11 protein-coding genes are annotated in these 12269 nt (G+C 43.5%); 10 read left to right on the top strand and 1 reads right to left on the bottom strand.

Annotated features, from left to right (window positions below; translation table 11 throughout):
• The first annotated feature begins 60 nt into the window (after positions 1 to 60).
• From lon to QUF73_22945, 5 genes are all read left to right on the top strand, one after another.
• Positions 61 to 2388, top strand: coding sequence for an endopeptidase La (lon, locus tag QUF73_22925; GenBank protein MDM5228962.1), 2328 nt, complete (start codon positions 61 to 63; stop codon positions 2386 to 2388).
• Positions 2385 to 2966 carry a ribosome biogenesis GTP-binding protein YihA/YsxC gene (gene yihA / locus QUF73_22930; protein ID MDM5228963.1) on the top strand — a complete coding sequence of 194 codons (582 nt, stop codon included), beginning with the start codon at positions 2385 to 2387 and terminating at the stop codon, positions 2964 to 2966. Before lon ends, yihA begins: the two co-directional genes overlap by 4 nt.
• Positions 2967 to 3298: 332 nt before the next feature.
• Positions 3299 to 4081 carry a transporter substrate-binding domain-containing protein gene (locus QUF73_22935; GenBank protein ID MDM5228964.1) on the top strand — a complete coding sequence of 261 codons (783 nt, stop codon included), beginning with the start codon at positions 3299 to 3301 and terminating at the stop codon, positions 4079 to 4081.
• An 81-nt stretch (positions 4082 to 4162) separates the two neighbouring features.
• On the top strand, positions 4163 to 4810 hold the full coding sequence (locus QUF73_22940; GenBank protein ID MDM5228965.1) for an amino acid ABC transporter permease: 648 nt from the start codon (positions 4163 to 4165) through the stop codon (positions 4808 to 4810).
• A 14-nt stretch (positions 4811 to 4824) separates the two neighbouring features.
• Positions 4825 to 5562, top strand: coding sequence for an amino acid ABC transporter ATP-binding protein (locus QUF73_22945; protein MDM5228966.1), 738 nt, complete (start codon positions 4825 to 4827; stop codon positions 5560 to 5562).
• 244 nt (positions 5563 to 5806) lie between these two features.
• Here the strand turns inward: QUF73_22945 and QUF73_22950 are convergent, their stop codons facing one another.
• Positions 5807 to 6292 carry a DUF5668 domain-containing protein gene (locus tag QUF73_22950; GenBank protein MDM5228967.1) on the bottom strand — a complete coding sequence of 162 codons (486 nt, stop codon included), beginning with the start codon at positions 6290 to 6292 and terminating at the stop codon, positions 5807 to 5809.
• A gap of 226 nt (positions 6293 to 6518) precedes the next feature.
• Between QUF73_22950 and hemA the strand changes: the two genes are divergently transcribed.
• The 5 genes from hemA (at position 6519) to hemB (ending at position 12221) form a co-directional block, all read left to right on the top strand.
• Entirely contained in the window at positions 6519 to 7868 is a 1350-nt protein-coding gene (hemA, locus tag QUF73_22955; GenBank protein ID MDM5228968.1) for a glutamyl-tRNA reductase, read from the top strand.
• Between the two features lie 14 nt (positions 7869 to 7882).
• Complete coding sequence (gene ccsA / locus QUF73_22960; protein MDM5228969.1) at positions 7883 to 8716, top strand: cytochrome c biogenesis protein CcsA; 834 nt, start codon at positions 7883 to 7885, stop codon at positions 8714 to 8716.
• Positions 8717 to 9526: 810 nt separating this feature from the next.
• Positions 9527 to 10462, top strand: a complete 936-nt coding sequence (gene hemC, locus QUF73_22965) for a hydroxymethylbilane synthase (GenBank protein MDM5228970.1) — start codon at positions 9527 to 9529, stop codon at positions 10460 to 10462.
• A complete protein-coding gene (locus QUF73_22970) occupies positions 10459 to 11241 on the top strand; it encodes a uroporphyrinogen-III synthase (protein MDM5228971.1) in 783 nt (260 codons plus the stop codon). Before hemC ends, QUF73_22970 begins: the two co-directional genes overlap by 4 nt.
• A complete protein-coding gene (gene hemB / locus QUF73_22975) occupies positions 11241 to 12221 on the top strand; it encodes a porphobilinogen synthase (GenBank protein ID MDM5228972.1) in 981 nt (326 codons plus the stop codon). The genes QUF73_22970 and hemB overlap by 1 nt, the downstream gene beginning before the upstream one ends.
• Positions 12222 to 12269: the final 48 nt, after the last annotated feature.

The following is a 12269-nucleotide window of genomic DNA, read 5'->3' on the forward strand; positions in this document are numbered from 1 at the left end:
GTACAAAGAAATTATTAGCAATAATGGGGTTAAAAAGATGCATTTTGGAGGTGCAATGGAATGGCGAAAAAGAAAGAAATCATCGTCCCCCTCCTGCCGCTTCGGGGCTTGCTTGTATATCCGACCATGGTTCTGCATTTAGATGTAGGCCGTGAGAAATCGGTTCAGGCCCTTGAAAAAGCAATGGTAGATGACCATTTAATTTTCTTAACAACACAAAAGGATATATCTATAGATGAACCATCAGAAGATGATCTATATGGAATGGGCACGCTAACACGTGTAAAGCAGATGCTAAAGCTTCCAAACGGTACAATCCGTGTTCTTGTAGAAGGGCTTAAGAGAGCGGAAATCATTGATTTTCAGGAAGAAGCCGAACATTATTCCGTTAGTGTGAAGGTTTTTGAAGATCCTGAGACAAAGGACGTAGAAGATCAGGCATTGATGAGGACCATGCTTGAATATTTTGAGCAATACATAAAGGTATCGAAGAAGATTTCAGCCGAAACGTACTCCTCTGTAGCAGATATAGAAGAGCCGGGGCGCATGGCAGATATCATTTCTTCCCATTTGCCTTTAAAGCTTAAAGAAAAACAGGATATTCTTGAAACCATTGATGTAAAAGAGCGCATGAACCAGGTTATTGAAATCATCCATAATGAAAAAGAAGTTCTGAACCTTGAAAAAAAGATTGGCCAGCGTGTAAAAAAATCAATGGAGCGAACGCAGAAGGAATATTATTTGCGTGAACAGATGAAGGCAATCCAAAAAGAGCTGGGGGATAAGGAAGGCAAGACAGGAGAAATTGCTGAGCTGACGGAAAAGATTGAAAATGCCGGTATGCCTGAGCATGTCCAGCTGACAGCTTTAAAAGAACTGGATCGCTATGAAAAAGTTCCATCCAGTTCAGCTGAAAGTGCAGTTATCCGCAACTATATCGAATGGCTTGTCACATTGCCATGGTCAAAGGCAACAGATGATGACCTGGATATCCTGAAGGCGGAAAGGATTCTGAATGAAGACCATCATGGCCTGGAAAAAGTTAAGGAACGGGTTCTGGAATACCTCGCGGTGCAAAAGCTGACGAATTCCCTTAAGGGGCCGATTCTTTGTCTTGCAGGCCCTCCAGGTGTCGGTAAAACAAGCCTTGCACGTTCCATCGCGACATCGCTTAACCGCAATTTCGTCCGTGTATCCCTCGGCGGAGTCCGGGATGAGTCTGAAATTCGCGGACATAGAAGAACTTATGTAGGTGCCATGCCTGGCCGCATCATTCAGGGCATGAAAAAGGCAGGGACGATTAACCCTGTGTTCCTGCTTGATGAAATCGACAAAATGTCTTCTGATTTCCGCGGGGATCCTTCATCTGCGATGCTGGAGGTTTTAGACCCTGAACAGAACCATAATTTTAGTGATCATTACATTGAAGAAACTTATGATCTCTCAAAGGTCATGTTTATAGCCACAGCCAACAATCTCGGTACGATCCCTGGTCCGCTGCTGGACAGAATGGAAGTTATCACGATTGCAGGCTATACAGAGCAGGAGAAGATTCATATAGCTAAAGACCACTTGCTGCCTAAGCAAATTAAAGAACATGGACTTTCCAAATCACAGCTTCAGATTCGTGAAGATGGCCTGCAGAAGGTAGTCCGCTATTATACTCGTGAGGCAGGAGTCCGGGGCTTGGAGCGTCAGTTGGCTACTATCTGCAGGAAAACGGCTAAAATTATCGTATCCGGCGAAAAGAAGAAAGTGATTGTGAATGGTAAAAATACTGAAGAGTTTCTTGGAAAGCCTAAATACCGCTACGGTCAGGCTGAGCTTGAAGACCAGGTTGGCGTTGCTACAGGGCTGGCCTATACAACAGTTGGCGGCGACACCCTTCAGATAGAAGTATCCCTTTCTCCTGGAAAAGGGAAGCTTGTTCTTACAGGCAAACTTGGGGATGTCATGAAAGAGTCTGCTCAAGCGGCATTCAGTTATGTTCGTTCAAAAGCTAAGGAACTGGGCATTGATGAGAATTTCCATGAAAAGCATGACATTCATATCCATGTACCAGAAGGTGCTGTTCCAAAAGATGGTCCATCTGCAGGAATTACCATTACAACCGCATTGGTTTCTGCTCTGTCTGGAAAACCAATCCGTAAAGAAGTGGGAATGACAGGGGAAATCACCTTAAGAGGCCGAGTGCTTCCTATTGGCGGTTTGAAAGAAAAATCTTTGAGCGCCCATCGTGCAGGCTTGACGAAGATCATTCTTCCTAAAGATAATGAAAAGGACATTGAAGATATCCCTGAAAGCATCAGGGAAGAGCTTGATTTTGTTTTGGTATCACATGTGGATGAAGTGTTAAAGCATGCCCTGAATGGCGGTGCTCAAGCATGAAGGTAACCAGCTCAGAAATCGTCATCAGTGCTGTTAAGCCTGATCAATACCCTGACAGTGATTTGCCGGAGTTTGCCCTTGCCGGCCGTTCCAACGTCGGCAAATCTTCTTTCATTAATAAAATGCTCAATCGAAGAGGATTGGCCAGAATATCCTCTAAACCGGGGAAAACACAAACCCTGAACTTTTACATTATTAACGAGATTCTTCACTTTGTTGATGTTCCAGGCTATGGTTATGCAAAGGTATCCAAAAAGGAACGTGAAGCATGGGGGAAAATGATAGAAACATACTTAACAACCAGAGAGCAGTTAAAAGCTGTTGTTCTGATTGTTGATCTGCGCCATCCCCCTACAAGTGACGATGTCATGATGTACGACTTTTTAAAGCATTATGAAATTCCCTGTATAGTGATTGCCACAAAAGCGGATAAAATACCTAAGTCCAAGTGGCAAAAACATATGAAAATCACGAAAGAAACATTGGATATCGATCCGAATGATCAGATCATTATGTTTTCCTCCGAAACGGGTTATGGAAAAGATAAGGCCTGGTCTGCATTGAAAAGCTTCATGTAATTTTAAAAAATCCCGCTGCATTGTGCAGCGGGATTTTTTGTGATTTCTGCATACAGGTCTTTCGTCCTAAGAATGCTTTTGATGTGATATTCCGCTGGGGAGTAAACGATGGGATAAAATGGATAATGTGTTTGTCGAAGGGTGAGGAATCTGCAGAATACTGGAGGATATGGAGTCATGTTGGAGTTCAAAGACGGTCAGTTAGTGAGAACAGCTTAAATTCTTTAATATCACTAATAATCATAAAATATGAATTTTGAGAATATTTTAAAATCATGATAGAGTTAAAGGGCATTTATAAAAGAGAGATACTGAAGGGGGAATTTAGACTAGTGAGACATTGGTTAAAAGGAATTATTGCAGCTGCTTTTGTATTGGTCCTGGCGGCATGCGGATCAGAGGAAGCGTCTAAAAACGGAATGGATCTGGTAGACGATGACAAATTTACGTACGCGGCTTCGGGAGAGTTCAAACCTTTTAGTTATACAAATGATGATGGAAGCATGAGCGGCTTTGATATTGATGTGGCCGAGGCTGTAGCAAAAGAACTCGGGCTTGAGCCGGTTCAGAATAAATTTAAGTTTGGCGGTATTGTCGAAGGTGTGAAGTCCGGCCGTTTTGATGCAGCGGTAGCCAGTCACACGATTACGGAAGAACGTTTGAAGGCGGTCAATTTTTCGACGCCATATTACTATTCAGGCCCGCAAATTTATGTGCGTCCAGACAGCAGCGTTGAAACGCTTGCCGACCTCGAAGGCTTGGAAATAGCAGTATCGAAGGGTTCTACATACACTTCAAATGCAGAGGAGGCTACAGATAACATACAGTTCTACGATAGTGATGTTGTCGCCCTGGAGGCCTTGAGCAAGGGAAAACATGATGCTGTCATCACTGACTTTGTAACAGGTAAAGAAGCGATTGGCGCAGGAATGAAAATCGAAGGGAAAGAGCTGCTGGGCCGCAGTGAGCAGGCGATTGCTGTTGCAAAGGATAATAAAGAGCTGCTCGAAAAAGTGAATGAAGCTCTTGAGACACTTCGCGAGAATGGAACACTCACAGAAATCAGCAAAAAATATATCGGTGAAGATATAACAGTTGATCCTGAGAAGGAATAACATTGCGGGCGGATGTGTGTCAGACATTCGCCTGTTTTGTTTTTTACACAAATTGAAATAGCCATCTGAAGGGGGATTTTTGTGGATTTGCTTACAAAGTTTATTGATACATATCCCGTATTTTTAAAGGGGATGCTCTTAACCTTTCAATTAACCATTGTAGCCGTGTTTATTGCTATTTTTATAGGATTGTTTTTTGCCTTTTTAAAGATTTCAAGAATTAAAGTTCTGGAATGGATTGCCGACATCTATATTTTTCTTGTAAGGGGAACGCCTCTTGTTGTCCAGATTTTTATCTTCTATTTCGGATTGACAGCATTGGATATTTCACAGTTTTGGTCGGTTGTCCTTGGACTTGCTTTTCACAATGGTGCCTATATAGCCGAAATTTTCAGGGGCTCCATTCAATCCATCGACAAAGGACAAATGGAAGCAGGGCGATCGCTGGGTATGACTGCTGGCCTTGCAATGAGAAGGATAATTCTGCCTCAGGCTTTCCGCCGGGCTATGCCGCCTCTTGGCAATCAATTTATCATTGCTTTGAAAGATTCATCGCTTGCTTCCTTTATCGGCATGTACGAGCTCTTTAACGTGGCCACGACTTACGGTTCCAATGAATATGACTACATGAGCTATTTGCTGATCGTAGCTGTTTACTATTTAGTACTTGTACTTATTTTCTCCATACTTGTAAATATGATTGAGAAAAGAATGGCCAGCAGTGATTAAGGGGGAATGAAGGCATGAGTGAATCGTATATGATTAAGGTAGAAAAATTGAACAAATCATTCGGGGATCTGCACGTACTTAAGGACATTGACATAACAGTGAAAGAAAGTGATGTTGTTTGCCTGATCGGTGCAAGCGGGTCCGGAAAAAGCACACTTCTCCGCTGCTTAAACTTTCTTGAATTAAAGGACAGCGGCAATATCATTTTTGAGGGAGAAAAGGTTGAAAAAGAAACACATGATCTAAATAAAGTGAGAGAAAAAGTAGGAATGGTCTTTCAGCATTTTCATTTATTTCCTCATATGACTGTTCTTGAAAATGTGATGGAAGCACCTTTACATGTGAAAAAGCTTCCTAAGGATCAAGTGAAAAAAGATGCCCAGGAACTATTAAAAAAAGTTGGTCTTTCTGACAAGGAGAACGTATATCCATCAAAACTTTCGGGCGGGCAGAAACAGCGTGTAGCCATTGCAAGGGCGCTGGCAATGAAGCCCGATATCATGCTTTTTGATGAGCCGACATCAGCACTTGATCCGGAGCTTGTGGGGGAAGTGCTCTCCACAATGAAAGAGCTGGCCCTTGAAGGGATGACAATGGTCGTTGTCACTCATGAAATGGGCTTTGCAAGAGAAGTGGCAGACTGGGCTGTCTATATGCATGATGGAAGAATTGTAGAAGTGGGACATCCGGAAGATCTATTTAACAATCCAAAAGAACAAAGAACCAAAAATTTTCTCGATTCTGTACTCTAACCAGTTTGAATATAAAAAGACAGGGAAAAGTTTAATATCCCTGTCTTTATTTTATCTAGCTCCAGCGCCTGCCCCCTCGAGGTCACAAGCCTGTCTAGTTGCGGCTCCTAGGGACTCGACACATAAGCCAATCTTTCCAGAAGGAAAGTACACCTTCTTGCAGAGCTCGTCTTATGCTTGTCGGGGGCGCGCACCAAGAGAAAGCTTCCTTGGATGTTCTTCACAGGAACAAGCGCTTACGCTTTTACTTTTTCTTCACTAATAAAAAATATAATCCAATTATCATTAAAAGAATCGGCCATAGCTGCCAAACATCAGAAACACCATTTTCCAGGAGTCCCATCCACTCTGCAACCCTGTCATAAAAAAGAAGCAATGCGGCAAGAATTAAAAATAAGATGCCCTGGAACAATCCTGCCCCTGTCTTCTGATGCCGAAGGAGGAAGCCGAGTGCGATTATCAGAATGAATGTTCCGATATGATCGGGCCAAATTTCCAGGCGTTTCACCACATGAAAGTGCAGGCCAAATCCGGTTAAAATGACACCTGGCAATATGGAATCATAATCTCTTGCGCCATATCCCTGAATTAAAAAGGCTGCTCCGACGATAATGAGAAGAGTCGGCCAGGAATAAAAAGGCTGTAAGGCAGTAAATCCGCTCTGCTGCAGGAAAAAGTAGGCTCCAAATCCGAGTAAAATAATTCCTGGGAAAATACGCTGATTTTTCATGAAAAACACCACTTCCAATAAGGATCACTTGAATCCGGCAAGTTTTTTTGTTACTGTACATAAGGGAGTATTTGTCTATTTAGGATAACCTAAGACTGGCCTCCTTTTAAAAATATAGTACCATATGTGTTCAATATCTGTTCACATTTAAGCATTAATTGAAATAATAGAAATGATATAATTAATATTAATGAACTGGGTAATAATTCTGGGGGTGTCAATTTCAATGCATATCTTGGTCGTCGGTCTAAACTATAAAACTGCCCCTGTTGAAATCCGTGAACGTCTAACCTTTAATCCTTCACAATTGGGCGAGGCAATGAAGACATTAAATGACAAAAAAAGCATTTTAGAGAATGTCATTCTGTCTACATGCAATCGGACCGAAATTTATGCAGTTGTGGACCAGCTTCATACTGGCCGCTATTATATAAAGGAATTTTTGGCAGAACATTTCAATATGGATCAGAGTGAATTTTCTCCATTCCTATTTATTTATGAAGAGGATGGGGCCATTGAGCATCTATTCAAGGTAGCATGCGGCCTTAACTCCATGATCCTTGGCGAGACACAGATTTTAGGACAGGTAAGGACAAGTTTTCTGGAGGCTCAATCAGAAAGTACAACCGGAACAGTTTTCAACCACTTGTTTAAGCAGGCAGTTACGCTTGCTAAGCGGGCACACTCTGAAACGGAAATAGGGGCAAATGCAGTTTCTGTCAGCTATGCAGCAGTGGAACTGGCAAAGAAGATTTTTGGCTCTCTCGAAAAGAAACATGTTCTTATTTTAGGAGCGGGTAAAATGGGTGAGCTGGCAATCCAAAACCTTCATGCCAACGGAGCCAGTAAAGTAACAGTTATTAACCGTACATTCGAAAAAGCGCAGGATCTCGCAAGCCGCTATGCGGGCCAGGCAAAAACATTGCATGAGCTTCAATGTGCCCTTGTTGAAGCTGATATTTTAATCAGTTCTACTGGGGCCAAAGAGTTTGTTGTCACGAAGGATATGATGGCTTACGCAGAAAAAATGCGCAAAGGCAAGCCTCTATTTATGGTGGATATTGCTGTCCCAAGAGACCTGGATCCGAAACTGGCTGACCTGGACAGCGTTTTCCTATATGATATTGATGATCTTGAAGGCATTGTTGAAGCAAACCTTCAGGAGCGTAAAAAGGCAGCCGAGAAAATTCAGCTAATGATTGAAGGGGACATTGTTGAATTTAAGCAATGGCTGAACCTGCTTGGTGTTGTTCCGGTAATTTCCGCCTTGCGTGAGAAAGCACTGGCTATACAGAGTGAAACCATGACAAGCATTGAAAGAAAGCTGCCGCATTTGAGTGATCGTGATAAAAAAGTGCTGAACAAGCATACAAAGAGCATTATCAATCAGCTATTAAAAGATCCTATTTTACAAGCTAAAGAAATGGCTGGACAGAAAGATTCCGAACAGGCATTAGACTTATTTGTAAAAATCTTTAATATAGAAGAACTTGTTTCAGATCAGCAAAACGTGCACGCAGCAGCCAAACCAAAGCACGCATTCGCTCAATCACCGCAGACTTCCTTTCAATCGTAAAAGGGGTCCTGTCCATGTCTGACATGTATATGACACGGCTGCACGAATTAACGGTGGTTCTGTATGCCCTATGTGTCCTATTATATTTTATTGATTTTCTTCATCATAACCGGAAGGCGAATAGGATTGCCTTCTGGTTACTTGCATTTGTATGGGTGCTTCAAACGGTGTTCCTGATACTTTATATGATTAATACAGGAAGGTTCCCTGTATTGACCATTTTTGAGGGCCTATACTTTTATGCCTGGGTGCTTATCACTCTTTCTTTGGGAATTAACAGGCTGCTCAGAGTCGATTTTATCGTCTTTTTTACAAATGTTCTTGGTTTTATCATAATGGCGATCCATACATTCGCACCTGTGCAGATTGATTCGGCTGTCAAAGCACAGCAGCTCATCTCAGAACTTCTGCTGATTCATATAACAGTTGCAATCCTTTCATATGGAGCCTTCTCGCTTTCCTTCGTTTTTTCCCTGCTTTATCTGATTCAATATGATTTGCTGAAAAGGAAAAAATGGGGAACGAGATTGCTGCGGATAACGGACTTGTCAAAGCTTGAACATATGTCCTATGTATTAAATGTAATCGGTGTACCTATGCTGATGATAAGTTTAATTTTAGGCATCCAGTGGGCATACATTAAGTTGCCGCATATGGTCTGGTATGACTCTAAGGTGATCGGTTCATTTATTGTCCTTGCTTTATATAGTATTTATCTCTATATGAAAGTTGGAAAGGGCCTATATGGAAAATCTTTAGCGCTCTGGAATTTGGCATCATTTTTAATTGTATTAATTAACTTCTTTTTGTTTGGCAAACTTTCATCTTTCCATTTTTGGTATTCATAGAAAAGCGGAGGCGACTGTTCAGCCCCGACAAGCATAAGATGGGCTGCGGCCGCGGCGCAGTTTGCCGCAGAGCAGAACAGCTTATGACCTCAAGGGGCTAGGAGCCGCAGCTGGACATAGTAAAGAAAAGCGGAGGCGACTGTTCAGCCCCGACAAGCATAAGATGGGCTGCGGCCGCGGCGCAGTTTGCCGCAGAGCAGAACAGCTTATGACCTCAAGGGGCTAGGAGCCGCAGCTGGACATAGTAAAGAAAAGCGGAGGCGACTGTTCAGCCCCGACAAGCATAAGATGGTCTGCGGCCGCGGCGCAGTTTGCCGCAGAGCAGAACAGCTTATGACCTCGAGGGGCTAGGAGCCGCAGCTGGACATAGTAAAGAAAAGCGGAGGCGACTGTTCAGCCCCGACAAGCATAAGATGGTCTGCGGCCGCGGCGCAGTTTGCCGCAGAGCAGAACAGCTTATGACCTCAAGGGGCTAGGAGCCGCAGCTGGACATAGTAAAGAAAAGCGGAGGCGACTGTTCAGCCCCGACAAGCATAAGATGGTCTGCGGCCGCGGCGCAGTTTGCCGCAGAGCAGAACAGCTTATGACCTCGAGGGGCTAGGAGCCGCAGCTGGACATAGTAAAGAAAAGCGGAGGCGACTGTTCAGCCCCGACAAGCATAAGATGGTCTGCGGCCGCGGCGCAGTTTGCCGCAGAGCAGAACAGCTTATGACCTCGAGGGGCTAGGAGCCGCAGCTGGACATAAACAAAGAAAAGCGGAGGCGACTGTTCAGCAGGAGCCATAGATAGACATATTTGCAGGAGGCTGTCATGAGAAAAATTATCGTAGGTTCAAGACGAAGCAAGCTGGCACTAACTCAGACAAATTGGGTGATCAGCCAATTGAAAAGCATTGATCCATCCTTTGAGTTTGAGGTGAAGGAAATTGTCACTAAGGGTGATAAAATTCTTGATGTTACCCTTTCAAAGGTCGGAGGAAAAGGGTTGTTCGTAAAGGAAATAGAGCAGGCCATGCTTGACGAAGAAATAGATATGGCTGTACATAGCATGAAGGATATGCCCGCTGTTCTTCCGGCAGGACTGATAATTGGCAGCATTCCTGAAAGGGAAGACCATAGGGATGCCCTTATCTCAAAAGGGCATATAAAACTGAATGATTTAAAGGAAGGATCTATTGTAGGAACTAGCAGCCTGCGCAGAGGGGCACAATTGCTGGCACAGCGTCCGGATCTTGAGATTAAGTGGATCAGAGGCAATATTGATACCAGATTATCTAAACTTGAAACGGAAGAATATGATGCGATTATTCTTGCAGCAGCAGGACTTTCCAGAATGGGCTGGGCGGCTGATGTTGTTACAGAATTCCTGGAGCCGGAAGTATGCGTGCCGGCTGTTGGCCAGGGGGCATTATCCATTGAGTGCCGTGAAAGTGATAAGGAGCTTCGGGCATTGCTGGATAAATTCACATGCTCGGAGACGAACCAGACTGTACGGGCAGAGCGTGCGTTCCTTCATAAAATGGAAGGCGGCTGCCAGGTTCCAATTGCAGGGTTTGCCACAATCAATGAAACGGGTGAAATGGAGTTAACCGGACTTGTAGGTTCCCCTGATGGTAAAGTGATTTATAAGGAGATCCTAACAGGTTCAGATCCGGAAGAGCTTGGAGTTCAGATGGCTGAAAGGCTAACTGCACAAGGAGCCAAAGAGCTCATTGATAGGGTAAAAGAGGAGCTTGACGGGCAATGAAACAGACTTCCCCTTTAGAAGGCATGACTGTTTTAGTGCCAAGAGGGAAAAAACATGCCCACTCCTTTTCGGCCCTCATCCAAAGCTTTGGGGGGATACCAGTTGAGATCCCCTTGATTGCTTTTGAGCCTTTGCAGGATAAGGAAGCTTTAATTCAAGCCCATAAGCGGATTCATACGTATGATTGGGTGATATTCACAAGCAAAACAGCTGTGGAAGCTTTTTTTGAAAATTTGAGTCTGTGCGGGCCTTTCCCTAACATAGCGGTTATCGGAGAGAAGACTAAGAAATTCCTTACGGATAAGGGATTAAAGGTGCATTTTATGCCCAGGGAATATGTTGCCGAAGGGTTTGTTGGGGATTTTTTGCCATTTGTAGAAAAAGGGATGAAAGTATTAATCCCCAAAGGGAACCTGGCACGTGACTATATCGCCGCCTCCCTTTCTGAAAATGGTGCTGAAGTTGATGAAATCATTGTTTATCAGACAACTTTTCCACGTGAAAGCATCGGTCTGTTAAGAAAACAGCTTTCAGGAAAAGGGTTAGATGTCCTTGCTTTTACCAGTCCTTCCACAGTGGATCATTTTATAGGGGCTTTAAAGGAGCTTGGATATCAGAATGCTGTTAAAGACAGTGTGGTGGGCTGCATCGGGCCTGTGACTAAAGAACGCGCAAAGGCATGTGGCCTGCAGGTTCATGCGGTTCCTGAAGAATATACAGTACATAGCATGCTTATGAGCATTATCAGCTACTTGGAAGAAATTAGGAGGGGAAAATAATGAATCTTCAATTTAATAGACATAGACGCCTTCGCAAAAGTCCGAATATGAGAGCTCTAATCCGTGAGAACTTCTTGCGTACTGAGGATTTAATTTATCCGATTTTCGTGGCAGAAGGAGACGGCATTAAAAGAGAAATCCCTTCAATGCCGGGAATCTTCAATTTATCGCTGGATCACCTGGAAGAGGAAATGAATGAGGTCGTTTCACTCGGAATAAAATCGGTACTCTTATTTGGTATACCTAAAGAGAAAGATGCATGCGGGCAGCAGGCTTATCATGATCATGGAATCGTACAGGAAGCTACAAGATTTATTAAAGCTAAATATCCGGAAATCATCGTCATTGCTGATACTTGCCTCTGTGAGTATACCGATCATGGCCATTGCGGATTGATTGAAAATGGAGAAGTGCTGAATGATGCATCCCTTGAACTGCTTGTGCAGACAGCTGTCAGCCAGGCTAAAGCAGGAGCAGACATAATTGCCCCATCAAATATGATGGATGGATTTACAGCAGCCATCCGAGCAGGTCTTGATGAAGCCGGATTTGAAGATATCCCGGTTATGTCTTATGCAGTTAAATACGCATCTGCATTTTACGGTCCATTCCGTGATGCTGCTGACAGCACACCGCAATTTGGCGACCGAAAGGCATATCAGATGGATCCTTCCAACCGTATGGAAGCCATGCGCGAAGCAGAATCTGATTTAATGGAAGGGGCAGACTTCCTGATTGTTAAACCGGGAATGCCTTATCTGGACATTGTTCGGGATGTTAAAAACAACATCAACCTGCCGATTGTGATTTATAATGTGAGCGGTGAATATTCAATGGTTAAAGCTGCTGCACAAAACGGCTGGATCGATGAACAGAAGATAGTCATGGAAATGCTCACAGGCATGAAGCGTGCAGGAAGTGATTTAATTATTACTTACCATGCAAAAGATGCGGCAAGGTGGATTAAGGAACAGGACTAATAATACTTGATGTCTTAGTAATTGAAAACTTCTCATTAAACGAAAAGA

Source organism: Cytobacillus sp. NJ13, assembly GCA_030348385.1.
Classification (GTDB): domain Bacteria; phylum Bacillota; class Bacilli; order Bacillales; family Cytobacillaceae; genus Cytobacillus.

What these genes read in the sequence shown, in the direction of transcription:
- ccsA (MDM5228969.1), top strand. Translation starts at nt 7,883, where the DNA reads ATGTCTGACATGTATATGACACGGCTGCACGAATTAACGGTGGTTCTG.
- hemB (MDM5228972.1), top strand. Translation starts at nt 11,241, where the DNA reads ATGAATCTTCAATTTAATAGACATAGACGCCTTCGCAAAAGTCCGAAT.
- QUF73_22945 (MDM5228966.1), top strand. Translation starts at nt 4,825, where the DNA reads ATGAGTGAATCGTATATGATTAAGGTAGAAAAATTGAACAAATCATTC.
- lon (MDM5228962.1), top strand. Translation starts at nt 61, where the DNA reads ATGGCGAAAAAGAAAGAAATCATCGTCCCCCTCCTGCCGCTTCGGGGC.
- hemA (MDM5228968.1), top strand. Translation starts at nt 6,519, where the DNA reads ATGCATATCTTGGTCGTCGGTCTAAACTATAAAACTGCCCCTGTTGAA.
- hemC (MDM5228970.1), top strand. Translation starts at nt 9,527, where the DNA reads ATGAGAAAAATTATCGTAGGTTCAAGACGAAGCAAGCTGGCACTAACT.
- QUF73_22950 (MDM5228967.1), bottom strand. Translation starts at nt 6,292, where the DNA reads ATGAAAAATCAGCGTATTTTCCCAGGAATTATTTTACTCGGATTTGGA.
- QUF73_22970 (MDM5228971.1), top strand. Translation starts at nt 10,459, where the DNA reads ATGAAACAGACTTCCCCTTTAGAAGGCATGACTGTTTTAGTGCCAAGA.
- yihA (MDM5228963.1), top strand. Translation starts at nt 2,385, where the DNA reads ATGAAGGTAACCAGCTCAGAAATCGTCATCAGTGCTGTTAAGCCTGAT.